Source organism: Ferrimicrobium acidiphilum DSM 19497 (assembly GCF_000949255.1).
GTDB classification, from domain to species: domain Bacteria; phylum Actinomycetota; class Acidimicrobiia; order Acidimicrobiales; family Acidimicrobiaceae; genus Ferrimicrobium; species Ferrimicrobium acidiphilum.
Window position 1 is genome coordinate 125305 of record NZ_JXUW01000004.1, and the last position, 24640, is coordinate 149944.

The 24640-nt window shown below is 54.3% G+C and carries 24 protein-coding genes; 4 read left to right on the forward strand and 20 right to left on the reverse strand.

Annotated elements, in window-relative coordinates; translation table 11 throughout:
- Positions 1 to 5: 5 nt before the first annotated feature.
- From FEAC_RS03365 to FEAC_RS03410, 10 genes are all read right to left on the reverse strand, one after another.
- Positions 6 to 944, reverse strand: coding sequence for a thiamine pyrophosphate-dependent dehydrogenase E1 component subunit alpha (locus tag FEAC_RS03365; RefSeq protein WP_371524600.1), 939 nt, complete (start codon positions 942 to 944; stop codon positions 6 to 8).
- Positions 945 to 1530: 586 nt separating this feature from the next.
- Positions 1531 to 2025, reverse strand: a complete 495-nt coding sequence (locus FEAC_RS03370) for a helix-turn-helix domain-containing protein (RefSeq protein WP_035388634.1) — start codon at positions 2023 to 2025, stop codon at positions 1531 to 1533.
- Positions 2026 to 2514: 489 nt separating this feature from the next.
- Positions 2515 to 2919 carry an aa3-type cytochrome oxidase subunit IV gene (ctaF, locus tag FEAC_RS03375; protein ID WP_035388636.1) on the reverse strand — a complete coding sequence of 135 codons (405 nt, stop codon included), beginning with the start codon at positions 2917 to 2919 and terminating at the stop codon, positions 2515 to 2517.
- Positions 2909 to 4597 (reverse strand): cytochrome c oxidase subunit I, encoded by a 1689-nt coding sequence (gene ctaD / locus FEAC_RS03380; RefSeq protein WP_035388637.1) that lies wholly within the window; start codon positions 4595 to 4597, stop codon positions 2909 to 2911. The genes ctaF and ctaD overlap by 11 nt, the downstream gene beginning before the upstream one ends.
- 39 nt (positions 4598 to 4636) lie before the next feature.
- The gene (gene coxB / locus FEAC_RS03385) at positions 4637 to 5413 is read right to left on the reverse strand and encodes a cytochrome c oxidase subunit II (protein ID WP_052565422.1); all 777 of its coding nucleotides are present in this window, start codon (positions 5411 to 5413) and stop codon (positions 4637 to 4639) included.
- Positions 5414 to 5421: 8 nt separating this feature from the next.
- The gene (gene qcrB / locus FEAC_RS03390) at positions 5422 to 6987 is read right to left on the reverse strand and encodes a cytochrome bc1 complex cytochrome b subunit (RefSeq protein ID WP_081900965.1); all 1566 of its coding nucleotides are present in this window, start codon (positions 6985 to 6987) and stop codon (positions 5422 to 5424) included.
- Complete coding sequence (locus FEAC_RS03395; RefSeq protein ID WP_052565424.1) at positions 6984 to 7880, reverse strand: ubiquinol-cytochrome c reductase iron-sulfur subunit; 897 nt, start codon at positions 7878 to 7880, stop codon at positions 6984 to 6986. Before FEAC_RS03395 ends, qcrB begins: the two co-directional genes overlap by 4 nt.
- The gene (qcrC, locus tag FEAC_RS03400; protein ID WP_160290323.1) at positions 7877 to 8740 is read right to left on the reverse strand and encodes a cytochrome bc1 complex diheme cytochrome c subunit; all 864 of its coding nucleotides are present in this window, start codon (positions 8738 to 8740) and stop codon (positions 7877 to 7879) included. Before qcrC ends, FEAC_RS03395 begins: the two co-directional genes overlap by 4 nt.
- Before the next feature lie 40 nt (positions 8741 to 8780).
- Entirely contained in the window at positions 8781 to 9377 is a 597-nt protein-coding gene (gene ctaE, locus FEAC_RS03405; protein WP_052565427.1) for an aa3-type cytochrome oxidase subunit III, read from the reverse strand.
- 63 nt (positions 9378 to 9440) lie between these two features.
- Entirely contained in the window at positions 9441 to 11618 is a 2178-nt protein-coding gene (locus FEAC_RS03410; protein WP_052565429.1) for a HelD family protein, read from the reverse strand.
- A gap of 223 nt (positions 11619 to 11841) precedes the next feature.
- Between FEAC_RS03410 and hemE the strand changes: the two genes are divergently transcribed.
- Together hemE and FEAC_RS03420 are read left to right on the forward strand one after the other, a co-directional pair.
- Complete coding sequence (gene hemE, locus FEAC_RS03415; protein WP_152623064.1) at positions 11842 to 12900, forward strand: uroporphyrinogen decarboxylase; 1059 nt, start codon at positions 11842 to 11844, stop codon at positions 12898 to 12900.
- Positions 12897 to 14225, forward strand: coding sequence for a protoporphyrinogen/coproporphyrinogen oxidase (locus FEAC_RS03420; protein WP_035388638.1), 1329 nt, complete (start codon positions 12897 to 12899; stop codon positions 14223 to 14225). Before hemE ends, FEAC_RS03420 begins: the two co-directional genes overlap by 4 nt.
- 76 nt (positions 14226 to 14301) lie before the next feature.
- On the opposite strand, the gene cobT is transcribed toward FEAC_RS03420, so the two are convergent.
- Together cobT and FEAC_RS03430 are read right to left on the reverse strand one after the other, a co-directional pair.
- A complete protein-coding gene (cobT, locus tag FEAC_RS03425) occupies positions 14302 to 15354 on the reverse strand; it encodes a nicotinate-nucleotide--dimethylbenzimidazole phosphoribosyltransferase (protein ID WP_035388639.1) in 1053 nt (350 codons plus the stop codon).
- Entirely contained in the window at positions 15351 to 15833 is a 483-nt protein-coding gene (locus FEAC_RS03430) for a GtrA family protein (protein WP_035388640.1), read from the reverse strand. The genes cobT and FEAC_RS03430 overlap by 4 nt, the downstream gene beginning before the upstream one ends.
- Before the next feature lie 69 nt (positions 15834 to 15902).
- Here FEAC_RS03430 and tesB point away from each other — a divergent pair, with 69 nt between their 5' ends.
- Positions 15903 to 16754: an acyl-CoA thioesterase II gene (gene tesB / locus FEAC_RS03435; RefSeq protein ID WP_035388642.1), complete on the forward strand. Its 852-nt coding sequence runs from the start codon at positions 15903 to 15905 to the stop codon at positions 16752 to 16754.
- A gap of 71 nt (positions 16755 to 16825) precedes the next feature.
- On the opposite strand, the gene FEAC_RS03440 is transcribed toward tesB, so the two are convergent.
- Positions 16826 to 18094 carry a citrate synthase gene (locus FEAC_RS03440; protein ID WP_035388644.1) on the reverse strand — a complete coding sequence of 423 codons (1269 nt, stop codon included), beginning with the start codon at positions 18092 to 18094 and terminating at the stop codon, positions 16826 to 16828.
- Between the two features lie 35 nt (positions 18095 to 18129).
- Positions 18130 to 18585, reverse strand: a complete 456-nt coding sequence (locus FEAC_RS03445; protein ID WP_035388647.1) for a GNAT family N-acetyltransferase — start codon at positions 18583 to 18585, stop codon at positions 18130 to 18132.
- Between the two features lie 44 nt (positions 18586 to 18629).
- Between FEAC_RS03445 and FEAC_RS03450 the strand changes: the two genes are divergently transcribed.
- Complete coding sequence (locus tag FEAC_RS03450) at positions 18630 to 19484, forward strand: PAC2 family protein (protein WP_035388649.1); 855 nt, start codon at positions 18630 to 18632, stop codon at positions 19482 to 19484.
- 11 nt (positions 19485 to 19495) lie between these two features.
- Here FEAC_RS03450 and FEAC_RS03455 read toward each other — a convergent pair whose 3' ends face one another.
- From FEAC_RS03455 to groL, 6 genes are all read right to left on the reverse strand, one after another.
- Positions 19496 to 20233 (reverse strand): NUDIX hydrolase N-terminal domain-containing protein, encoded by a 738-nt coding sequence (locus FEAC_RS03455; protein ID WP_081900973.1) that lies wholly within the window; start codon positions 20231 to 20233, stop codon positions 19496 to 19498.
- A gap of 214 nt (positions 20234 to 20447) precedes the next feature.
- Positions 20448 to 20870 carry a hypothetical protein gene (locus FEAC_RS03460; RefSeq protein WP_035388650.1) on the reverse strand — a complete coding sequence of 141 codons (423 nt, stop codon included), beginning with the start codon at positions 20868 to 20870 and terminating at the stop codon, positions 20448 to 20450.
- Positions 20870 to 21109 carry an NIL domain-containing protein gene (locus FEAC_RS03465; RefSeq protein WP_035388652.1) on the reverse strand — a complete coding sequence of 80 codons (240 nt, stop codon included), beginning with the start codon at positions 21107 to 21109 and terminating at the stop codon, positions 20870 to 20872. The genes FEAC_RS03460 and FEAC_RS03465 overlap by 1 nt, the downstream gene beginning before the upstream one ends.
- On the reverse strand, positions 21081 to 21929 hold the full coding sequence (larE, locus tag FEAC_RS03470) for an ATP-dependent sacrificial sulfur transferase LarE (protein WP_160290324.1): 849 nt from the start codon (positions 21927 to 21929) through the stop codon (positions 21081 to 21083). The genes FEAC_RS03465 and larE overlap by 29 nt, the downstream gene beginning before the upstream one ends.
- Before the next feature lie 68 nt (positions 21930 to 21997).
- Positions 21998 to 22747: a chlorite dismutase family protein gene (locus tag FEAC_RS03475; RefSeq protein ID WP_152623057.1), complete on the reverse strand. Its 750-nt coding sequence runs from the start codon at positions 22745 to 22747 to the stop codon at positions 21998 to 22000.
- Positions 22748 to 23000: 253 nt separating this feature from the next.
- Positions 23001 to 24626 carry a chaperonin GroEL gene (gene groL / locus FEAC_RS03480; protein ID WP_035388654.1) on the reverse strand — a complete coding sequence of 542 codons (1626 nt, stop codon included), beginning with the start codon at positions 24624 to 24626 and terminating at the stop codon, positions 23001 to 23003.
- Positions 24627 to 24640 lie beyond the last annotated feature (14 nt).

Sequence of the window (24640 nt, forward strand, 5' to 3'; positions counted from 1 at the left end):
CTCCTTTAGGAAAATACATAACGAGAGGCTGATGATGGGTCAGGTATTGGGCTCGACTTGGCAAAAGCTACAGCCGCTTCGACGCGAGCCTCGGCGTCAGCTGCAATGTCTTTGACAACTTCGTCATCTAGAACTCCCGACGCACGAAGTCGCGACTCGTATTCTGGTATCGGATCTCGATCAGCTACGGTAGCGAGATCGGAGCGATAGCCCTGCGCATCGCCTTCGAAATGGCCCCAGAGTCGGAGGGTATGGACCTCAAGAAGGGTAGGACCCTCGCCCGAACGAGCTCGAGCGACTGCCCGCCCAGCAGCTGCAAAAACGTCTTCGACTGCGTTATCCTCGATACGCTCCCCCGGCATCCCGTAGGCTCTGGCCCTCTCAGCGTTCGACACCACAGAGGTGGAGACAGAACGAGGAACCGAAATCGCCCAGTCGTTGTCCTCGACCACAAAAACTACGGGAAGCTTCCAAAGTGCCGCCAGATTGAGGGACTCATGAAACGCACCCTGGTTTGCTGCGCCCTCTCCGGTCACGGCAACGGCGACTGCGTTGGACCCACTCCTCTTGAAGGCGAAAGCCTGCCCGAGCGCAGGGGGGTAGCCTTCGGCGATTATTCCAGAACATGAGAAGTGGATTGACGGATCGAAGAGGTGCATGTGTCCACCGCGCCCGTGACCCAACCCATCCTCTCGCCCGTAAATCTCCGCCGCAAGCCGTTCGAGACTCATTCCATGAGCGATGGCGAAGTGATGAGGGCGATGGGTGGCAGTGATCGCATCATCCGGCGTGAGATTGGCGCAGACCCCAGCAGCAACTGGCTCCTGCCCGGCAGACAAGTGCATCTCGCCTGGTATTTGACCTGCACCTATGTCCCAAATTGGGGTCTTGTCAGCATGATACTCCCGCAGAATCGTCTCCTCGAAGGTTCGAATCAACACCATCTGCCGATAGAGGTCAAGCTTTGTCGAATCTTCCACTCTATACCTCCGTTCATCCCCACCGATTAGGAGAAACATCCCGAATAGTACATCTTTCAGCGAAACAATTCAACTGCCTCATTCCGAAGCGTCCTGGAGGCCATCTCGACCTGTGGGCGAATGGAACTAACGCGAAAAGAAATCACTCCCTCAGGATGACGTAACGCAAGCACATCAGGAGTTCTTGAGCTCTAATAACGAAGTAGCACGGAACCTGCACATCCAGCTCATGACGACGGCAGCGCGAAGATATAGTATCACGCCCCAGAATGAGGAGATCGCGTAGCTGTCATGAACATCGCATCAAGGATCAAAGATCGCCAGATCAACCGGTTCACTCGCTATAGGGAAGTGAAGAAGATCCTAGAGGAGAGGTTCCTACGCGCAAATGGAAAGCCGAGTTGGAGCACGTATCGTCCCTTTGGGGACCACCGGCAACGGCGTCCGAGATACGTGTCTTGAAAACGAAGCTACCGCTCAACGGCTGAAACCCCAAGCGAACCACGACAACCCAAGTTGGACGTGGGAGGTGGACAACCATCGACTCGCCCTAGTTCTGTCCCTGTGGATAGGGCAGAACACTCAAAGGCGGCTGGAGAGTGAAGACAAAAGAGGTGCATATAGATGTATATGTATTTCGGAGCGGCTGAGCAGAACTAGCCATGCCCGCAAACCCCGGGTAGTACGCGCAGAACTGGGTGTAGCCATAGCCATCGGGATGGGCCTCTCGGTACTCAACCCATAGAAGCATTAACGTCATATGGGGACGCTTCAACTCCCGGTGTAGATAGCCAAGATCGGGCATTGGTTTGGCCCCAACAGTCGGCGTGCTAGTCCCAAACAATAGGGACTCTAAGCCATCGTCGTCAAGGTCGTCTGGAAGCGGCCAACACAGGCCAGCTTGCTTTGCCCGTTTGACATAGTCAGATACCGTGCTCTTTGGGAGCGAACAGGCTTGAGAGATTTCTCGTATTGAGCGGCGCTCGGAAAGTGAGAGCCTTAGCACTTCTCTGATTTGGCGCATGATGATGCGGGGACGTGACACAATTACCTCCTCGGAAAACTCGTTGTCCGATTCAGTATGGCTACCTCAGTGGCCCACCTTGGCAAGGGGATCCGAAAACTCCGAAACGGGTGTCCGGATTGGACCGAAACGGGTGTCCGAAAACCTCCGAAATCTACAACCGATACGGCGGTGTGATTCGAAAGTGCAGCTCGGGTCGTACCGAGCCTGTTAGCTGCCGAGGATTCACCGCCAACTAGAGAAAGCTACCCTCCCTAAGCGGTTCACGAGCATACGAATACTGTCAACTCATGCCGTTGGTGAGTAGCACTTGGAAAAGCTCGACTCGCATCTTTGCAACTCCATCCCCTGACTAAGCCGCGTTCAGTGAGAAATCCGACCCAGCTAATGTCCGCATCCACCACCGTTGCAGATGACAACACTCCTTGGTAGCCATCAACGAACGTCGCTTAGCTCAGCAAGACTGCTACCTACGGCAATCTAAACGATAAGCACAGACTTCCCGAATGCCTACATGTTTTCCTTTTCCGAGAAGGAGGCACGTTTTGACTCCTGAGTCGCACCGATCGCAGCCCCAAAAACGAAGCCGAGGCCGATAATTGCAAACCAAAGCCCAAATACAAAAGCTAGACCCACTAACCAAAGTCCAATGCCGAGAGTAAATGGAAAGATGGTATTCTCAGGAAATTGCCCAATTACCCCGGTAATATCCTTGGGCTCCACCTCTGTATCCTCGAGGCGCGGTTGCATTCGACGCGACCACCAACCGATATAGAGTCCCGGCATGATACCAAGCCCAGCACTAGCTAGCAACAGAACCGAACCCGTGGATTCGCGGCTCCAGAAGAAGTAGATCAGGAGGGTGAGGACAAAGAAACTACCTATACCCAGGTAAACCCGTGACTCATTCCGCACTTTCGTCACCCCCAGTCACGACGGGAACAGCATCTGCGTGTTCCGGATGATTGATATCCCAGGTTGGACGTGCCGACCGAATTGGCGGAAGAGAATGAAAGTTGTGCGCCGGCGGAGGCGACGACGTCGCCCACTCCAGTGTGAAACCATCCCATGGGTTGTCACCAGCCGGCCTCGGGCGGCGCCAGGAGACGATAAAGTTCAGCAAGAACAAGAACATCCCGATACCCATCAAATATGCCCCTACCGTCGACATTTGGTTCAAGAAGGTAAACCCATCAGTAGGCGAATAGACAGCGATACGGCGAGGCATCCCTCGCAACCCCAACAGGTACTGTGGCATGAAGGTAACCCAAAATCCAATGAACGTGATCCAGAAGTTCCACTTACCTAGCCCCTCGTGCATCAAACGACCAGTGAGCTTGGGGTACCAATAGTAGATACCAGCAAAGCCGGCGAAAATCGTAGTTCCGATGAGCACCTGATGGAAGTGCGCCACCACGAAGTAGGTGTCATGGGTATAAAAATCAATCGGAGGCGACGCCAGCATAACTCCTGTTATCCCACCCATCACGAACGCGAATATGAACCCTACTGCGAACAGCATGGAGGTGTTGAACCGAATCTGCCCCCCCCACATGGTAGCTATCCAGGTGAAGACCTTGATTCCCGTAGGAACAGCGATCAAAAGCGATAGGGCAGAGAAGAACGGCAGCAACACAGTCCCAGTGGTGAACATGTGGTGTGCCCATACTCCCGTCGATAGACCCGCAATCGCTAAAGTAGCAAATACCATGCCTTTATAACCAAATATTGGCTTCTTCGAAAATACAGGTATTAGCTCTGAGACAATACCAAAGAACGGCAAAGCGAGGATATATACCTCTGGATGCCCAAAGAACCAAAACAGGTTCTGCCACATCACTGGCACGCCACCGCCCGCGACACTGAAAAAGTGTGCTCCGAAGTGTCGGTCTGCATAAAGCATGATCAAAGCCGCCGTCAACACAGGAAATGCGATCAGGATCAAGATCCCGGTAACCAGCATGCTCCACGTGAACAGTGGCATCCGGAACATGGTCATACCCGGAGCTCTGAGATAGAAAATGGTAGTGACGAGATTGACGCCGGTAAAGATACCCGAGAAACCAACCAAAGCGATGGACACGATCCAAAGATCGGGACCTGGGCCCGGCGAGTACGGCGATGAAGACAGCGGAGCATACGCAACCCACCCAAATGCCGCAGCTCCAGAAGCGGTAAAGAAACCGAGCAGCATCGTTACGCCACCAGTGAGGAAGAGCCAGTAAGAGAGGTTGTTCAACCTCGGGAACGCCATATCTGGAGCACCAATCTGGAGCGGCACTATATAGTTTGCGAACCCACCGAAAGCGAACGGACCCGCGAAGAGATAGAGCATCATCGATCCGTGAATAGTGAACAGTTCGTTATACGTCTGCAATGAGACAACATGGCCATTTGGATTAAACAGCTGCGTTCTAATCAACAACGCCATAGCACCGGCAATAAACATGAAGGTCAAAGCGGTATACATGTAGTTCTTCCCTATGACCTTATGGTCGACAGAGGTTATCCACTTGTAGAATCCGCCCGGTACCTTCTGCTCGTGCTCGACACTACCAGACGTCTGAACCTGAGGCTCCTGCAATATCGTCATAGTTTCACCTTGACCCTTGTACGTCGAATACTGCCCAACCTAAGCTCCCTGATGCGAGTGTATCCAGGACTTGAACTGGCTCGGGGAGACAACATGAACATAAAACAGCATGTCTGCATGATAAAGACCGCACAGCTGCGAACAGCGACCTACGAAACTTGCTGTGTGCTGAGGTGTGAAGTCAAAATAATTGGTCACGCCAGGCAAGGCGTATCGCGAAAAGTCAAACTCCGGCATGTAAAACCCATGGACTACATCGTTGGATACCAGTCGGAAGGTCGCAGTCTCCCCAACTGGGAGCTCTAATGTTGGGTAGAGATCAACGCCCTTGGTAATCGTCGTAACTCCATACCCAGGGTAATAGAACTTCCAACCCCATTGGAACCCGGTCACGTCGACACGCAGGTTAGGATGCCTCGCCACTGCATCAACCTTGTTTTCCACCCGCACAGTGAAGATAAACAAGATAGCGACTATAACTACCGGAATCACCGTGTAGACGATCTCCAACTTCGTGTTACCGTGAATCTGCTTAGGTATTATCGACTCGCCCCTACGCCGAAAACGGAAGATTGCCAGCAGAAGAAGTATAAAAGTAATACCTCCAACGATGATCGACGCAACAAAAAAGCCTTGGAAAAGGTGAAAGGTACTATTTCCCTGAACAGTATTGCCCTTGAAGGCACCAAAATTTGGCAAGTTACAGGCGGACAACACTAGTCCTGCTCCGAGAATGCCTCCTAACGGTGCAGCCAGCCTGGCCGCCCTGCTGGTAAAGGGATTGCTAGAGACCCTTAACTTTGTCAACTTATCCACGTTCAACCTCAATCTCTCGGAACCTCAAAGACACCGCGAGGAGACTCATCTGTGCTATCATTGGCCACCTCTCCCAATGATTCATCAGCTCCGCCAGGGGCGTGACTCCCTCCTGAAACAAGCGCCCGATACGCCACTTCCTCAGGAAGCTCGTGAAGTTCCTCACTGTTCTCATGCACAGACAGCTCGGCAAAGGCAAATGATCCATCGATGCCACGTCGGATCTCCACCGGTATCTTTGGCTCACCAATCGAGGGGATCTGTGCCATCTCGCGCAACAGAAGATAGGTAACCACGCCTGCTACCAGCGGAAGCACAAACAGCATAATGCGCAAGGTCCATAGCACCAGGTTCAAGGATGTCTCGAACGTGTTGGCCAGGACATCAGTAGCACTAGCTAGGAACAACACGATGTAGAACATCAAAATACCGACACCGACAGAGGTCCGAACAGGATGCTCCCTCGGGCGATCGCAGATATTGTGCTCGCTATGGTCCTTAGTAAACCTTCTCTCAATCCACGGCCAAGCGAACAGCAGCCCGAAGGTGACTCCTGGAAGTAAAACCGCCGGGAAGAACACATTTGGAATCATGTGTCCTCCGTAAGTCGGGCCGAAGACCGCCTCCCAACTCGGCATCAACCGCAGAGCACCATCCAGCCAACCCATGTACCAGTCAGGCTGTACCGCGTAAGAGACCTTGAATGGGATGTAGGGGCCATAGAGCCAAATCGGGTTGATCTGGACAAACCCGCCAAGTGCAGCGATCACCGCAGAGGTTATAAAGAAAAAACCACCGGCTTGGAACGCATACGCCGGCCAAAACGGGATGCCAACGACATTTCGGTTGGTTCGCCCCTTCCCTGGATACTGCGTGTGCTTCTGGTGCCACATAATTGCGAGATGCGCACCAATGAGGCCCGCGATTATGGCTGGGAGAATAAGCACGTGGATGATGAAGAACCTCGGAATAATAGTGGTTCCAGGGAAGTTCGATCCGAAAACAAAGAATGCCAAATAACTCCCAATCACCGGGATCGACAGGATGATCGAAAAAGCAATACGAATACCAGTTCCCGATATCAGGTCGTCTGGCAACGAATAACCAATGAAGCCATTCACGATCGCAAGAATCAGTAGCGAGCTACCGATGATCCAGTTGAGCTCGCGAGGCTTTCGATACGACCCGGTGAAGAAGATTCTCAGCAAGTGGACCACAATGGCCGCGATGAACACATCTGCAGCCCAGTGGTGGATCTGGCGCATGACCAGACCCGCACGCACATTGAATGAGATATTCAGCGTCGAGGCGTAGGCCTCTGACACCTTCTGACCGCGCAACGGTGCATACGAACCGTGGTAGGTGATCATGTGTGAAGATGGGACGTAGAAGAGGGTAAGAAATACTCCAGTGAACAACAAGATCACAAAGGAGTACATCGCGATCTCGCCCAACATGAAGGACCAGTGATCAGGGAAGATCTTATTGAACGAGTTGCGTGCGAACTTGGCTACACCAAGGCGCTCATCAGCAAAATCCGCAGCGTCTATAGCTCTTTCTTCTAGCGTACTCAAGCTCCACGCTCCCAAAACCCAGGGCCAATCGGCTCGTTAAATCCAGACTGAGAGCGCAAAACTCCGCTCGAATCGATATAGAGGGGCAACTGAGGCAGTGGTCTTGGCGCAGGACCAAAAACATTGGTAGCACCGGTCAAGACGTCAAACAAACTCTGGTGGCAAGGGCAGAGAAGCTGTTGTGTGAGCTCCTGATAGAGCCCCACCGGACACCCAGCGTGGGTACACACCTTGGAGTAGGCTAGATAACCCTGGGGTCCCCAGGTCTCACGTCCTGGGCGGGTAACCAAGTTATAATCAGCTGCCCTCACCAAGATAACTTGGTCAATGGCGTTAGTTGGTTCACCCTCAAAGCCTTTCGGAAATACCGTCATCACGCCGCCAACCTCGAGATCGCTTGCTAGAACAACCCGGCCATCAGAGGTGACGAGCTCAGAACCATGCTTCCAGTTCGTGACGAACAGCGACTTCCCTGGGACAGGTCCAAGCGAGCGGAGAAACGGAAAAAGGTTAATCAGACCGAAGACACCCACGGCGCCGCCAAGAAGCCGAAGGAGAAATTTTCTGCGACCAACTTGACCAAGACCTCGGGAGAGCGAGGCGTGCATGGCATCGATGTCCTCGGGTGCACTCTTCATCTCATGACGTTCTTGCACGTATGGGCCCTGGGGGACAAGATACTTACCCCACGAAACGATACCCACGCCAATGCCACCCAACGCCAGAAAGAGGAAGCCTCCCTCAACCTGTGGCTGGCCGCCTACCCAATAGGTGACTCCTAGACCGATAGTGGCTAACACGGACACGATAAAACTGATAGCTACGACCTTCTCCATCAACGGTCTACGCATCTCCTCGTCGCCCGCGCCTTCAAAGAGCTGGGTCTCGCTCATTGAGCCCTTCCTCCGATCCAATACCCTGCTACCATCAACGAACCCAATCCGATCAAAATAGCGACAAAACCCTCAGCAACTGGCCCGACGCCGCCAAGAGCCAAGCCACCGCGATCATTGGGGTGCTGTAAATAGCTGACGTACCTAACGATGTCGTCAACCTCCTGGTTAGAGAAGGTACCCGGCCCAAAACGAGGCATATTACCGGGTCCAGTTCGGATAGCTTCAGCCACCTGGGTCGGTGTCGCCACCGAAAGCGTTGGAGCATAGATATTGTTGGCCAACTGGTCACCGACGCCGGTGATCGTGTGACAGGCAGCGCAGTTCTCGGAGAACAAAGACTCACCCTTGCTCAGGTTGGCTAGTCCGAGATTAGGTGACGGTATGGCGGGGCCACCGGGAGCCAACGAAGCTACATAAGCGGAGACCGCCAGCTGCTGCTGATGCGACAACCGTGGCGGCTTTACCGTAGCCTGCTCAGTAGGGTCTGCGAGTGGCATACGACCTGTTGAGACCCAAAAGTCAATAGTCGCAGCACCCAAACCTTGGAGGTTAGGAGCTCTAACCGATCCCTCTGCTTGTGGACCATGACAGGTTTGGCAATCCTCAGCAAATAGCTGTCTACCCTGAGGGATAAGGCTCTTTGGTGGATTTTTGTAGACGATCGGCTTGCTTGACGATGCACCATGCGACACCGGCTTAGCAGCTACTTTCGCGCTAGTCAGTGCCTGTGAATGCCCCTGGTGCGGATAGAGCGCTACCGTAGCAAGCGCAAGAACAGCCGCACCCGAAGCAATGGAGCCAACAACCCACCTGAGCTGTGACCGTCTCTTAACCTTCTGCTTCATCTGCTCGTTCACCATACCAACCCCTCAACAACACTCACCGCAGCTAACCCACTCAATGAACCAAGAAAAGACATGCATAGAGAGCAACCCAAACAATATCAACAAAGTGCCAATAGTAGGAGAGCGCCTGCAAACCCGGCAGGTGGCGGGACCCTCCTTTAATGCCCTTCAGGCGAAGCAGCAAGAAAAGCATGGCCACAAGGCCGACGATTACGTGCAAGCCATGGACTCCGGACATGACGTAGAACAAGGAACCATAAGCGTTCGTTTGTGGACCAAACTTAAGAGTTGACCATTCAACTGCTTGATTGGCAATGAAGGCACCTCCCATAATGAAGGTCAACGCGATCCACCACATTGCGCTACGTGGGCGATCGTGCTCAGCCTCAAATACCGCTTTCTGCATGGTTACGCTAGACATCACCAGGATCGCGGTGAAGATGCCAGCCTGGAGCGTATCCAAATGAGTACCAGCCGGCGGCCAAGGTGACCCATCGTGGGCCCGAATTGTAAAGTAAGCCGCGAACAACCCACTAAAGAACATCAACTCCGAACCAAGCCAAATAATCGTACCTAGCCCAAGGATGGATGGCTTCGAGAATCGGATCGGCTCCCGCCTCACGGGCGCTGTGACTGTCGTCTCAGCCATGACTATCTACCACTCCCAGCACTCCTTTGTCAGACCAACCCCGACCATTTACGCACACCACGCTCACGCAAGCATGGACTCGACCCATCCTGGGATCGAGTTGAGGAAAAACATAGAGACGGATCGCGTTGCGCGAGTAAGAGCCACGTACATCTCTCGTTGAAGGAGATCACCCTCCTCCGGTACGTCAAACCCAACAAGCGCTACTGAATCGAACTCCATCCCTTTAACCCCAGACACACTAGCTACGAACACTCTAGCTACATCAACTTGGCATTTGCAAATCAATTGAAGCAAATCTTGGGCGCCATCAGGAACTACCAGCGCTACCGTTCCCTCTGATTCTTCGAGCCACGCCTGCACCTGGCGCTCGAGGCGTTCTACAAGATCTACTTGCCGGGCTACAACGGTATCGAGACTCCCGGCTAATGTCCGAATCGGGACCTCAGTCAAAGCCTGACTGCCCAGAATACGGCGCCTAAGATGGTCGGCGACCTCAGCGAGGCGCCGGGGTGATCGATAGTTCATTGGCAGACGTATGAGTTCGAAATCCGACACCCCAAAGGGGCTCAACACCTCGGACCACGATCTCCCCCGGAAGGGGCTTATCGCCTGCGCTAAGTCCCCCAGAATCGTAAGAGAGTCCTTAGAAGTCCTACGGCGAATCACCCTTGCTGCCATCGGCGATATATCCTGAGCCTCGTCAACTATAACGTGACCAAATATCTTGGGATCATGGGCCCCCACCAGGGCGTCTATCTCGTCCAAGAGCACGACGTCTTCATCGCTCCATTGGATCGTCTCCAGGGCTAGCTCGGAGTCCAGCAACAGAGCGTCAATCTCTTCGTCCCGGAGAACCGATCCTCCCGCCAAACGCAGGAGCGACCGATGCTTTAAGAGGTCGAAGAGGAACTCTTCAGCCCGTAGTGACGGCCATATCCGATCCATGACCCTTTGGAAATTCTCGAGTCGACGGAGTTGGAGAACCACGTCACGAATGATGTCCTCCTCTGAGTCTTCGGGCAGCTGGAGTGGCAGGTCAAGATCGTCATCGAAAAGGTTGATCACATTCTCATTCAGATCTGCTGGACTGGTGGAAAGTTGACCTCCTCGAAGAAATTCAATCGCCAACTCCCGGGCCAGGAATGCTTCGACCACCTTGCGTCGCTGGTTGTGACGACCTCGAGCGGAGCTTCCCGCTGTTACTGCACGCTGGCTCAACTCTGGCGATACCACAAGAATGCGCGACCCGAACGGGATGTTCACAGGTCGCTTAAGCGGTCGCTCCCGATCTCTAACCGCCTTTCGCAATACACGTGACATTCGCAGGTCACCCTTGAGGCGCATCGCGATCGGATCAACTCCAGGAGTAGAGTCGACGCGCGGCTCACGAAGCCCGGAGATGGAGCGAACCTCCACCCCACTCTCGCCCAACGAGGGCAAGACCGACCGCACGTAACGAACGAAAGACTCAGAAGGTCCCAAGACGAGTACGCCTTGTCTTTCAAGCCTCCAACGATAGGTATAGACCAGATAGGCGGCACGATGCAGGGCAACAGCCGTCTTCCCGGTTCCAGGTGACCCCTCGATGATGATCGTCCGATTCAACGGTCGGCGAATTAGCTCATCCTGATCTGCTTGGATGGTCTCGACGATGTTGGCCATCTCCAAGGTGCGGGGGCGTTCCAATGCGGCGTATAGAGATGCCCGCCCCACCAACTCGCGGTCGCTTCGATCCGAGCCGACTAGATCTTCATATTCCAAGCCCACCAGATGCCGTTGCGCTACGGCAAGATGCCATCTACGGCGCAGGTTCATCGGATGCAATACGGTAGCCCGGTAGAACGCCTCCGCCACCGGTGCACGCCAGTCAACCACCAGCGGATCTCCGGAGTCATCCGAAAGCGAGATCCGTCCGATATGATACGACGTTTGGACCTTGTCGCCCTCGCCATCATCGGCACTCGGCGCCTCGGCAAGATCGATGCGACCGAACAGCAATGGGTGTGCCCCTACCTCCAAACGAGATAGGCGAGTCAGTGAGGTCTCAATCGTCACGTCACGTTCGAGACGCGCCTGCGGAGTTCCTCCCCTGGGAAGCTCGAGTGCCTGCTGCATCGATTCTTCGATCCTAGACCTCAAGCCATCGAGGGCAGCATATGCAAGCTCCACATAGGCATGTTCCTCCTCGAAGGCTGCCGAAGTCATGCCATCTCGATTGTCCTGTGGATCACGCGCCATCTAGCACCACCACCGTGACGGTGATCCGCCACCCTATCTTTAATCTCAAACTACCCCTACTGCCCTTGACTGCTACTTGGCACAATGTGTGCATCCCGACCATCCACTCTAACCGGTCAATGGGCGGGGATTCACAAGACTGTCCGCTCAAGCAAGAGCTGGCTCGACCGCTGAGCCTTTAATGGGTGGCCGGGTAGACTCGGCAACAAGCGCTATGACAATGATGAACCCTGATCTAAGATCTTCCATTCTTGTAAAAACACTACGTCGAGAATTTACCGATCGCGTGCCTGTCTGGTTTATGCGTCAGGCTGGCCGATCGCTTCCGGAATACCGAGAGATTCGTGGAGTTGACTCGATCCTGAAGGTACTGACCAAACCCGATCTTGCTGCAGAGATTACCCTGCAGCCAGTCAGACGTTATGGGGTTGATGCTGCCATCCTCTACTCAGATATCATGGCGCCGCTTGCAAACCTGGACATCGGCGTCGACATCCGAGCAGGAGTGGGTCCAGTCGTGGAGGAGCCATTCCGATCGATCCGAGATGTCAAGCGTCTAAGACCCCTGGACCCCTCTGTCGACCTCGCAGCAATGGCCTCGGCGGTGGAACTCTGCGTCGACGAACTTGCCGTCCCATTAATAGGATTCTGTGGCGGGCCGTTCACCATTGCAAGCTACCTCATCGAAGGGCGACCGTCGCGGTCGCACGCAACCGTCAAGAAGCTGATGCTAGAGGAGCCCAACGTCTTCCATGAGCTTGCAGATCGTCTCGTTGACATGGCTATAGCGACGCTCACCGTCCAGGTCACTCATGGAGCAAGCGTCGTTCAGATATTCGATTCGTGGATTGGGACACTGAGTCCATGGATGTTTCGAGAGCTGGTCCGTCCACATCTGCAACGTCTAGCCTATGAATCCGTCCAACTTGGTGTTCCTGTCATCTATTTTGGAGTTGAAACAGCCGGTCTGCTCAAAGACCTTGTTGAGCTTGGGTTTCCGGCGTTGGGGCTGGATTGGCGCGTCGACCTCGCCAGCATCGCCACGAGATTTGGCTCCAAAGTTGCGCTCCAAGGCAATCTCGACCCCTCTATCCTCTTGGCGCCAACCACACAAGTCTTATCTGCTACCGAGCAAATCCTTGCCGCATCATCGCAGGCACCTAGCTATGTCTTCAATCTGGGGCATGGTGTTCTCCCTGAGACAAACCCTGAGACCCTCGCAGCCATCGTCAACCTAGTCCACGAACGCGGGGCCAACCTACGAGGAGCGTCTGAGCTGTGAAGGTCATCGTTGCCGGAGGTGGCATCAGTGGGCTCGCTAGCTCATGGGAGCTAATGAGGCTCGGACATGAGGTTACAATGCTAGAGCAGGACGACCGACTAGGTGGGAAACTACAGACAATGATGGTCGACTCGATACGAGTAGAGTTGGGGCCGGACTCCTATCTGCGCAGGAACCCTAGTGCGAACGAACTCCTCAATCATCTTGAACTTGACGAGATATCACCTGCGGCCGGGAAAGCCCTTCTCTATACGTCGACTGGCCGCCAACCTATTCCAGCTGGGCTTAATCTCGGGGCACCAACGCAAGTTCATCAAGCCCTCACAAATCACCTGGTGCCGCTCCCTGCCCGTGTCAGAGCAGCCGCCGGGGTACTTCGCTCTCGCTGGCATACGGGCGAGGAGGGCGACGATCTCGGAGCTATCGTCAGCAACCGTTTTGGGCGCCGCTGGTCTGACGCCAATGTCGAACCCCTCGTCGGTGGTATAAATGCCAATACTATTTACGGGCTCAGTGCCCGTACCAGTGCGCCCGCGATTCTTGCCGGCAAATTACCTGCATCTCCCGGGGGGAGTATGGGGCCCGCCTTTGGTACTCCTTCGACCGGGCTGTCCGCCCTCGTCGCACACCTTCGTCGCGAATTAGAGGCTGGCGGATGTCGGATAGTCACCTCCGCGCCGGTACAGTCCGTAGAACGAAGCTCTCCATCCAACGTCACAGTGGCCACCTCGACGGAGACCTACAGTGGCCAGCGCCTTCTCATCGCCCTACCCTCCTTCAAGAGCGCCTCGCTGCTTGGACCGATTTTTCAAGAGGGGCTAGACCTTCTTCGCTCCATCCACTATTCATCAGTTTCAATGCTCATCGCATACTCGAGCGAACCTCTGCCTCCACAGCTCGCCGAAATCAGCGGCGTACTCGTAGCCAGAGACCTAGGTCTGATGACCACCGCAGTGTCTATAGCATCCAACAAGTGGCCAGATTGGACCGGCCGGGTTGGGACGCTAGTGCGAGTGTCGACTGGCTCACTCTACGATCGTCGCCACCTACGGATGAATGATGATGAACTTAGGGAGACGCTATCGCTGGAGACGAGTCAAATTCTTGGCCATCAATTCAACTGGGCGTGGAATCGCATAGTACGCTGGGATCGTTCATTCCCCCATTTTCGTCCGTATCACGAAAGGCTCATTGCCCAGTTGGATGCTCGCCTTTTCGACCGATTCCACGGCGATATAGCGCTGACGGGCTCCTACGTAAGTGGATCAGGCATACCAACCTGCATCGCCACGGCTAGGTCACGCTCGCGCCAGCTCGTATCTTGAGCCTCGCATACGTGGCGACCGCAACCGCTAAAAACGTTGGAATAGATGCCATTCCAACCCTAGGTCGCACACACAGCTAGCTCTTCTCGGTCACTCCGGCTGAATCAAAGGTAGCCATCTCAGCGAGTACTCTTGCTGCAGCACGCACCATGGGAACCGCGAGCGTTGCACCCGTGCCTTCACCCAAGCGAAGACCCAAGTCAACCAGCGGTTCTAGGCCAAGATGTGCTAACCCGATGCTTGCTCCTGGTTCGACCGACCGATGTCCAGCAATGAGATAGCCGACTACAGCCTCGCTCTCCAAAGACGCCATCAGTGCAGATGCTATAGCGATCACTCCGTCAAGGATCACTGGCGTATTTGCCTCAGCCGCCCCAAGGATTAAACCGGTCAAAAACGCATGCTCGAATCCACCCATACGCGACAACAACTCCGTGGCCCCTGATCGATCGCCTCGATACGAAGAGACGACATGTTCTATAACCGCCGTCTTCTTTGCGAGCGTTCTATCGTCAATTCCAGTGCCTCTGCCGGTCACTCTAGAGGCGCTCGCTCCCGTGACTGTAGCGATCAACGCAGCTGACGGGGTGGTATTGCCAATACCCATATCACCAGTAAGAAACAGATCCACTCCCAGAGACGCTTGCTCCGAGGCAAAGCGCCTGCCTTCGCCAATGAGTGCGTTAGCTACAGCCTCCGACATTGCAGGTTCAACGTAGATATTTCCGGTTACCTCTGCACGCTTAACGGTATGAAGCATCGGTGTAGCTTCAAACACCGCCCGCACCCCACAGTCGACAACTACAACTTGAGCTCCAACTTCGTCAGCAAGCACATTGATTGCTGCTCCGCCAGCGAGAAAGTTAGCTATCATCTGCGCGGTAACCTCTTGCGGCCAGGGAGACACCCCTTCTGCCAACACACCATGATCTCCAGCTGCGACTACCACCATCGGTCGCCTAGGAACCGGCGGAGGACAAGATCGATAGATGCCTGCCAGCTGGACACCAAGCTCTTCAAGTCGACCAAGTGAACCAGCAGGTTTGGTCAAATATCCCTGCAAAAGCAGGGCAGCCTGCATCGAGGTTGCGTCGAGAGCGCTCGTTCCAATCAACTTCTCGTCACTCATGCCTGTCCTACCTCGCTCGTGCTCTTGGATCGGAAAAGCCAGGTGTTGAAGACGAAAAACTTACCCACCCATACAACACCGAAAGCCACCATAGAAGCAAAGTTTACAAAAAGAGCATCAGTGATGTGAGAGAATCCATGGGAATGCGCAAAAGATTGGGCAAAACCGACGGTGACCAGAGAGAGGGCCAGCCCAATAAACGCAAGTGACCAGAACGGTACAACTTCACGCAGAAAATGCGATCTGCCCGACTTACCCCATGCCCAGTTTCGGTTTAGGTAGTACGAAGGTACAGCAGCCACTCCAGTCGCGACTACGTTAGAAACCTCAGCCGAAAAAAGCCGAAAAACTCCGAAAACCAGAAAAAGAACCGCCTCAGTCACTACGACTGATATCACGGAACTTAATGCGTATTTGATAGCCGTAGCGCCAATTTTGGCCACCAACCACCCATAGACTGTGCGATAAAAGGACTGCACGCGCCCAGCCTAGTCGTTTTGCAACGAATGATATCCGCCGCCTACTCAGGCTGCGGAGATAGGAGAACGATGTCTAAAGCTCTTGACGATCTCATTGCCCTTCTCGATCTTGAATCGATCGAGGTCAATATCTTTCGAGGACAAAGCCCACGCGAAGATCGTCAGCGCGTCTTCGGCGGTCAAGTCGCTGGACAAGCTCTCGTTGCGGCAGGACGCACAGTGTCGGCTGACAGGGCCGTCCACAGCCTCCATGCCTACTTCATCCGGCCTGGAGACCCCAGTATTCCACTGCTCTATGAAGTTGAGCGAATCAGAGACGGTAAGAGCTTCAGCACTCGCAGGGTCTTAGCAATCCAACACGGAAAGCCAATCTTTAATCTTTCGGCATCTTTTCAGGTCGATGAGGAGGGGCTCGAGCACCAACTCGAAGCACCCGAGGTCCCAGACCCACTCAGCCTCCCCGACTTTGAAGAGACCATGGCTCCCTGGGCTGACTCGATGGGGGATTGGTACTATCGCCCAAGACCGTTTGAGATTCGCTACGTCTTACCTCCGACGATGGCAAAACTAAAGCAACCGCGAGAACCCAAGCAGATGATTTGGCTACGCGCAGACGGCGAGCTACCCGATCAGCCGCTGCTACATGCCTGCCTCTTCGCCTACGCCTCGGACATGACACTGCTCGACAGCACGCTGCTCCCCCATCAGCTCTCATGGATGGACCGCAGAATATTTGCAGCTAGCCTCGACCATGCCATGTGGTTCCATCGAAACGCAAGAGCCGACGACTGGTTCCTCTACGACATGGTCAGTCCAACCACTCAACACTCTCGTGGCCTAGCTCAGGGAAAGATGTACGACCAATCTGGCAGACTCCTGCTTTCGGTTGCCCAGGAAGGTCTCATACGAGTCCGAGACTGAGCGGTCTGCCACTCATACTCTGCGCTGAATGACAGACCGAGCGGAGCGACAGACCGAAAGCCACGGACCTATTATCTATCAGCGATAGGAACGAAATCTCGCAATTCAGCACCAACGTAGCGCTGCCTCGGTCGTGCGATCTTGGCATCCTGGTCTAGCAACTCCTGCCAATGCGCGAGCCAACCCGACATCCGCGGAATTGCAAACAATACTGGGAACATGTCTACCGGGAAGCCCATGGCTTGATAGATGAGTCCGGAGTAAAAGTCGACGTTCGGATAGAGCTTACGCGAAATGAAGTACTCATCAGAGAGTGCCACCTCTTCAAGCTTCAGCGCGATATCAAGCAGCGGATTTTTACCGGTCACATCAAAAACGTCGTATGCCACATTCTTAATGATCTTGGCGCGCGGATCATAGTTCTTATATACCCGATGCCCAAAGCCTTGGAGACGCCCATGTCCCTCCTTAACAGAGCGAACGAAATCAGGGACGTTCTCCATGCTGCCGATCTCAGTCAACATCTTTACCACCGCTTCATTTGCACCTCCATGGCGGGGTCCATACAGAGCTGCACAGGCAGCAGCAGCAGAGGAGTACGGATCCGAGTGCGCCGAGCCAACCACCCTCATCGCGGTCGTCGAACAGTTCTGCTCGTGATCAGCATGGAGTATGAAGAGAACATCAACAGCCCTAATCAGTCGGGGGTCGGCCTCATAACGTGGTTCCGCAATCTTCCACATCATCGACAGAAAGTTCTCGGGGAAGCTTAGGGCGTTGTCGGGATAGACAAAGGGCATTCCTTGTGAGAAACGGTAAGCGGCTGCAGCCAGCGTCGGCATCTTTGCGATCAAGCGCACAATCTGGCGATGGCGTGCCTCTGGATCAAAAATCTCTTTGGCATCGAGATAGAAAGTCGAGAGTGCTGCAACAGCGGACACCAAAATACCCATTGGGTGAGCATCGTAGTGAAAACCCTCAAGAAAGCGCTTGCGAACGTTCTCATGTATAAACGTATGATGAGTTACCTCACCAACCCACGATGACAGTTGATCCTCGGTTGGAAGTTCTCCATTCAAAAGGAGGTAGGCAACCTCCAGGTATGTTGACTTCTCGGCAAGCTGCTCGATCGGATAGCCACGATAGCGCAGGATACCTGCTTCACCATCGAGGTATGAGATACTACTTTCTGACATCGCCGTGGTGACGAGTGCAGGATCAAGGAACCAAATTCCTGGCAGATGCTTACTCCATTGCTGTGCAGATACCGTACCATCAACGATGGGAACCTCGAACGACTCACCCGTGCGGTTGTCCGTGATCGTGATTGAATCAGCCATTTTTACTCTTTCCACCTCTTCTTGTCTCGTGGCACTTAACTCGCCTCTACTACAAAACGGTACACACTTGTGTCGCGAACTACAAACCCGACCGACTCATACAACCGATGAGCGGCGACTCTACCCGATCGCGAGGTAAGGTCGACAGTTGTTACACCTAGCTCGCGAGCCAACAGTATGGCTCTCTGGGTTAGCAAGCGACCAAGCCCAGCGCCTCGTAGCTCAGCGTCAACCACGACATCTTCGATCCACGCTCGCTGCCCTGTCAAAATCGGAAACACCGCCAAGGTCAGCATGCCCCCTATACGATCATCACTATCTTGGGCGACGAAAAGATGGGATGAGGGGGCGGTTATCATCTCCTCTAGCCTCTCAAGGGTGACCGGAGACGCTCGATCAGAGAGCTGTGGCAACAGCTGATTTATGGCCAATACAAGCTCAGGCGTAGACCTCGCCGGCTGTTCAATTCGCCACTCATTGCTGGTTGTCATCAAAACTCCTTCCGTTCTCACCTTTGGCCACTAGCATAGATACGATGAGAGATATCGTCTGGCACAGGCGGGTAGGCCAACGCCGTAAACCCGCGACGCTCATCGCAGCCCTTTCAGGGTGGACTGATGCGGGCGATGCAGCGACTATCGCCTACAATCAGGTCGCTTCGGCCCTTGCGCTCGCTGATCTTGCCTACCTTGATCCCGAGAACTTCTATGATTTCTCGATGGTTCGGCCGATGGTGACTATAGATCACCACGGAATCTCAGAGTTGCGTTGGAGTACTCTCGTGATCGGCGAGGCAACGATCAAACGGTATGGACCGGTCTTCTTTTTGTTCGGCCCAGAGCCACAGTTCCGTTGGAAGACTGCATCTGCAGAGCTGCTTTCGGTTGCCAACATGCTTGCCGTGGATAGGGTGATTACGCTCGGGTCGTTACTCGCACCCGCACCCCACACCAAACCTCCACGGCTCTTTGGTTACGCGAGCACTCCCGCCGTCGGCGAGCTTCTCCGGCTCGACAGTCCTCGCTACGAGGGTCCCACTGGTTTTCTAAGCGTCCTGCAGTCTGCTGCAGCGACCTTTGGGACAGAGGTTGTCTCGCTCTGGGTTGAGGTACCACACTATCTAAGTCAATTTCCCGCCCAACGATCGGCGCTCGCACTCTTGCGTCAGCTTGAGATCCTCCTCGGCATGGAGGAGGATTTTCGCGAGCTTCGAGAAGAACTCGGCGATACCGATCAAGAGGTGAAGGACTTCGTATCACGCGATCCCGACCTAATCGCCTACATCTCATCACTCGAGTCGAACTATGAGCAAGAGCTCGACGTCCGATCTTCGATTGACACGATCGCGATTGAAGCTGAACGATTTTTGAGAAGACAGCAAGGAGAATAGCGAATTAGTCGCTACACCCTATCCGGCCTAACTGGGTCGAAATAGGTCCTCGGTGGTTCCGACCGATCCCTGATCCAAGCGAGCCACGGTGCTGCGAACAGCGTTCTAAGGTTGGCCGGTAGGTCATCGATCTCGAACCAAGCAACACCGGAGGTCTCAAGTGGGTGCGGAGTGAGTTCGCCGTCATCAGCTCGGCAGAGAAAAATAGAGCTATACATGGCGACCTGAGTGAAGCCGAGTCGCATGCCATCGAGTACAGCGAGGAGATGTGTTGGTGTACAGTGAACGCCCGTCTCCTCTTGCACCTCCTTCACCACGACCTCGGCGGGAGAGTAACCGACATCGGCCCATCCGGTAGGATAAAGCCATACTCCACTGTCTGCTCGTCGAATAAGGAGAACCCTTCGAGATGCATCTAGTACGATGGCACCGACAGCAGTTTTGGGAGTCACATAGCCGGGTATGCCTCGAGGCCCCTCAGCAAACACCGAGGTATCGACCCCACGATCCCGCGCCCCAGCCGCCTCCTGCATCCGAGCTACAACCTTCAGAATTTCCTCGTAGCGCTCTCGTTCGTAGAGCGAATCGCTAAATGCGAGACCCGTTCGCGCGACTGCGGTCAACGAGAGAATCCACGCCGGTAGGTCGTCAATCACCCCCGATGCAGAGGCATTTACGGGATCGAAATCGTCCTGGTTGTCTCCGATATCTTGCCCTGGTCCAGCCACTTGATTCGTTCCTTCGCTCATCATAAGCCTAGGACTGCTACTCTACAGTGGTGGCCATTCAAGAGACCTGCAAACATTATGTCCTCCAAACCCTCCCATCTGGGGAGCGTCTCCAGAAGTGTCGGCTGAAAGCCAACCTCGACCTTCCGTTTGCCTGCCCGCCTGACTGCCTTTTCTACGAAGCTCGCACAAGGGTAACCAAGATCGGTTGGGAGATCCCAAAACGCAAAGATGACTAGCTAGTGGTTGGTTCCTGGGTCAAGACACGCATCCTGCGAGCCTTGGCTACACCCCAGGCAAGATGCGTTGGGCCAAGATCGGTGTCGATATCGACAGCGCTAGCTGGTAACAAACCTCGTCGCTGGAGCGTAGCTGTGCTGTCAGCACAATCGTGTTGCGACAACTCTTCTATAACTAAACGGCGAATAAGTCCCACTGGTGGCTCCTGTTGAGCCTCTGCAGGGCGGCTCAACAGGGTGCTAAGCTCGGCCTCAACCCTGTTCTGTAGCTGTTGGAGCCAATCGAGATCCACCTCTCCTTCTCGAACGAGTTCGGCCTCCAAACGAGCAAAATACGACGGTATCGCCGCCAGAAGGCCTGCAAGAAAAGCCGCTGAAATAGCATTGAACTCCTCCTGAGTTACCTCTTCGCTCAGCATCACAAAGCCCCCTCGCCTCTCTCCATCGTCTCGACTTCAACTCCAATCGCTCTCAACCAGTCTGTGGCATCGACAACTGAACTCTCATCACCTTCCAAAGTGCAGATGATCCAACCAAGATCATCCTCAACATTAGCTCGGTTGATATTAGCCATCACACCAAACCTTTTCACCAGTTCGGCAAGGACCGGCTCGCCAATCAACGCCCCCTCATACCAAAGTTTGACGATCACCTTCATCGCTGCTCTTCCTCCCAAGAACCCGATTCATGGAACCGCTCCGGAATCCCCCAAGATCGAGCGTACTATAGAGAAAGCCAAGCCGCTCGGCCTCAGAGACAATTCGCTCTCGGTTAGCCAACGCAACTTGAAAATCTTCAGGGGGTAGTTCGATCCTAGCGATATCTCCATGATGGCGGACTCTCACCTCCTGGTGACCCATGCGGTGGAGAAACGACTCAAGACGCTCCACAGCGCTTAATCGTTGGATGGTGACTGGCACTCCATATGGAATCCGCGAAGCTAGACAGGCGGAAGCCGGCTTCTCCGCAACAACCTCCAGCCCTAGCGCATGCGCTATCGAGCGAACCATCGCTTTGCCTACACCGCAAAGTACAAACGGTGAGGCCACGTGATAGTCTTTGGCCGCCTGGATCCCAGGGCGAAAATCGCCCAGATCGTCTACATTAGTTCCGACTACGACAGTGGCGTTTCGTTCACGTGCAACCGGGGCAAGCCTCTCGAAAAGGTGACTCTTGCAGACATAGCAACGATTTGGTGCATTTCTTACATAGTCTGGATCGTCGATCTCATCTGTGAGAACCTCGAGATAGTTAAGCGAATATTGCCCAGCAAACCCACGAACACCCTCAAGCGCTTCGTAGGACAGCGATGGAGACACTGCAGTAACTGCAAGAGAGTCGTCCCCGAGAATCTGGTGGCCAAGAGCAGCCAAGACCGTAGAATCAACTCCACCTGAGAGTGCTACTACGACACGTCCAACCTCTTTAAACCAGGATCCTAGCTCACCTATTTTGGCATCAACCAAGGATGTACTCACGCCCTCCACCTCTTTTTTATCCTCTCGATCGAGTACATACGGCCACCATCAGAAAGTTGTTGTTCGAATCACCCACCAGCTACGAGTGAACCAAAAACCAGCTCCGGCTCCTGGATAATTCCAACGTAGAACGGTCCAAATTCCGCATAGGTCGCAGAAGCCTCGTCATAGCGCATGGTGTAGACAACGTCCTTCAGATCATCAGGATGACGAGCAAACAGAGTAACTCCCCACTCCCAATCGCTCACACCGGTAGCTCCCGTCACCAGCTGGGTAACTCGCCCGGCGAACTTACGCCCCGACACGCCATGTTCTCCCATGAGTCGTTCACGCTCTTCAAAATCGAGCGAGTACCAATTTTGTGCCACCGCACGGCGTTTGGCCATTGGGTAGAAGCACCAGGCATCTTTACCCTTCGGCGGCAGCTTGGGATACAGCCGTGGTCGTTTTCGCTCTTCGGTGATATTCCTTGCGTACTCCGAGACTTCGGTAATCGAGAAGAATGAATCGGTGAAGAGCAATCCTGAGCGTCGCAACTCCAGCTGTAGACGTCGCAAGAGGAGGAGATCACGATCGAGAGCCATAACGGCGACCTCGCAGCGATGGCCGAGTCCCGCGACAGTAAGCACCTGGGTGCCACGCTCGACCGCCTGTTTTACCCGTGCCGTCGCTAGCTCGGGATCGAAATCCCTGGTCGCCTCTCCAAATAGATGCAGGACATTAAGACCCTCCACAACCTGAGAACTCGGGGTCTCCGACTCAGCGGTGTCGACCGCCTCGACTTTGGACGTGACCGTCATCTCTTCTTCACTCTGCATACTTACCACTACTCCTCATTAGAACAACCGCGAATAGCTTGGTTGCCGAACCAGAACATCAAGCCTCGATCTCTCTACTTTAGAAACTATGACTGCAGTAACGTCAATCACGACTGTGTCAAGGTCAATGCTTTACCGTTCGATTATGACCCGGTTGGCTGGTCAAGTTGATATAAACCAAGCACCATCAGCCAAAACGTATAATGGGCGGCACTTACTCGTACCGCCCATCAGTGTCAGAAGGTTTCCCTACTTAGAAGTCTTCCATGCCCCCAGGAGGCATGGCAGCCGACTTCTCCTCTGGCTTGTCAACTATCGCAGCCTCTGTCGTCAAGAACAGAGCGGCTATCGATGCCGCATTTTGGAGCGCCGAGCGCGTAACCTTGACAGCATCTATAACTCCAGCTGCAAATAGATCCTCGTAAATGCCGGTCGCAGCGTTAAGGCCGTCTGCCCCGTTCTTCAAAGAACGTACCTTTTCAACAACCACGCCACCCTCTAGGCCAGCGTTGGTCGCAATTTGACGCAGCGGTCCTTCAAGAGACTTGGCCACCAAACGAACGCCGGTAGCTACATCACCCTCAAGCTGCTTGTCGGCGAGTTGGGAGACTGCCTCTTGTGCGCGGAGCAGTGCCACTCCACCACCAGGAACAACTCCTTCTTCTATGGCAGCCTTCGTCGTCGAGACCGCATCCTCGATTCGATGCTTCTTCTCTTTCAACTCCACCTCAGTGGCCGCTCCAACCTTGATGATTGCAACGCCGCCACTCAACTTAGCGAGCCGCTCCTGGAGCTTCTCGCGGTCATAGTCGGAGTCGGTCGTCTCAATCTCATTCCTGATCTGTGCGATCCGCCCCTTGATATCTGCGTCGTCACCTGCACCTTCGATGATGGTGGTCTCATCCTTGGCGATCTCGACTCGTCGCGCACGACCTAGCAGATCGAGTGTGGTGTTCTCGAGCTTCAGACCCACCTCTTCAGAGATGACCTGTCCACCGGTAAGAATCGCCATATCCTGCATCATCGCCTTGCGCCGATCGCCAAACCCAGGCGCCTTAACTGCAACCGACCGGAAGGTCCCTCGTATCTTGTTGACAACCAAGGTAGCCAACGCCTCGCCGTCAACGTCCTCAGCGATAATCAACAACGGCTTGCCGGACTGCATCACCTTCTCTAAAAGCGGCAGTACATCGCGGATAGCCGAGATCTTGGAGCTGTAGTACAGAATGTATGGATCATCCAGGACTGCAGTCATCGACTCAGGATCCGTTGAGAAGTATGGAGATATGTATCCCTTGTCGAAACGCATACCCTCGACGAGATCGATCTCCATCCCAAATGTCTGTGACTCCTCAACGGTGATCACACCATCCTTACCAACACGCTCGATGGCCTCGGAAATCATTTGACCCACTTCGGGGTCTGCTGCTGAGATGGAAGCCACCTGAGCGATCTGCTCTCGCGACTCGGTCTCGCGGGCGAGATTCTTCAAAGACAGCACAGCCTCTTCGACTGCGAGCTCAATGCCAGTCTTTAGAAGCATTGGGTTAGCACCGGCGGTTACATTCTTCAAACCTTCGCGAACCATAGTCCAAGCCAGTACGGTAGCGGTAGTGGTGCCATCGCCAGCGACATCGTCAGTCTTTTTGGCTACCTCTTTAACGAGCTCTGCGCCAAGACGCTCGAACGGATCTTCGAGCTCAATCTCTTTGGCGATCGATACACCGTCATTAGTAATAGTGGGAGCTCCCCACTTCTTGTCAAGAACAACATTACGTCCCTTGGGCCCGAGGGTTACCCGCACCGCGTCAGCGAGCTGGTTCATCCCTGACTCGAGCTTACGTCGAGCCTCATCGTCGAACAGAATCAGCTTAGCCATAGCTACTTTGCCTC

What these genes read in the sequence shown, in the direction of transcription:
- FEAC_RS03455 (WP_081900973.1), bottom strand. Translation starts at nt 20,233, where the DNA reads ATGAGCGAAGGAACGAATCAAGTGGCTGGACCAGGGCAAGATATCGGA.
- FEAC_RS03445 (WP_035388647.1), bottom strand. Translation starts at nt 18,585, where the DNA reads ATGACAACCAGCAATGAGTGGCGAATTGAACAGCCGGCGAGGTCTACG.
- FEAC_RS03465 (WP_035388652.1), bottom strand. Translation starts at nt 21,109, where the DNA reads ATGAAGGTGATCGTCAAACTTTGGTATGAGGGGGCGTTGATTGGCGAG.
- cobT (WP_035388639.1), bottom strand. Translation starts at nt 15,354, where the DNA reads ATGAGTGACGAGAAGTTGATTGGAACGAGCGCTCTCGACGCAACCTCG.
- tesB (WP_035388642.1), top strand. Translation starts at nt 15,903, where the DNA reads ATGTCTAAAGCTCTTGACGATCTCATTGCCCTTCTCGATCTTGAATCG.
- FEAC_RS03410 (WP_052565429.1), bottom strand. Translation starts at nt 11,618, where the DNA reads ATGGCGCGTGATCCACAGGACAATCGAGATGGCATGACTTCGGCAGCC.
- FEAC_RS03460 (WP_035388650.1), bottom strand. Translation starts at nt 20,870, where the DNA reads ATGCTGAGCGAAGAGGTAACTCAGGAGGAGTTCAATGCTATTTCAGCG.
- groL (WP_035388654.1), bottom strand. Translation starts at nt 24,626, where the DNA reads ATGGCTAAGCTGATTCTGTTCGACGATGAGGCTCGACGTAAGCTCGAG.
- FEAC_RS03365 (WP_371524600.1), bottom strand. Translation starts at nt 944, where the DNA reads ATGGTGTTGATTCGAACCTTCGAGGAGACGATTCTGCGGGAGTATCAT.
- FEAC_RS03395 (WP_052565424.1), bottom strand. Translation starts at nt 7,880, where the DNA reads ATGAGCGAGACCCAGCTCTTTGAAGGCGCGGGCGACGAGGAGATGCGT.
- hemE (WP_152623064.1), top strand. Translation starts at nt 11,842, where the DNA reads ATGAACCCTGATCTAAGATCTTCCATTCTTGTAAAAACACTACGTCGA.
- FEAC_RS03450 (WP_035388649.1), top strand. Translation starts at nt 18,630, where the DNA reads ATGAGAGATATCGTCTGGCACAGGCGGGTAGGCCAACGCCGTAAACCC.
- ctaD (WP_035388637.1), bottom strand. Translation starts at nt 4,597, where the DNA reads ATGACGATATTGCAGGAGCCTCAGGTTCAGACGTCTGGTAGTGTCGAG.
- ctaE (WP_052565427.1), bottom strand. Translation starts at nt 9,377, where the DNA reads ATGGCTGAGACGACAGTCACAGCGCCCGTGAGGCGGGAGCCGATCCGA.
- FEAC_RS03475 (WP_152623057.1), bottom strand. Translation starts at nt 22,747, where the DNA reads ATGCAGAGTGAAGAAGAGATGACGGTCACGTCCAAAGTCGAGGCGGTC.
- FEAC_RS03440 (WP_035388644.1), bottom strand. Translation starts at nt 18,094, where the DNA reads ATGGCTGATTCAATCACGATCACGGACAACCGCACGGGTGAGTCGTTC.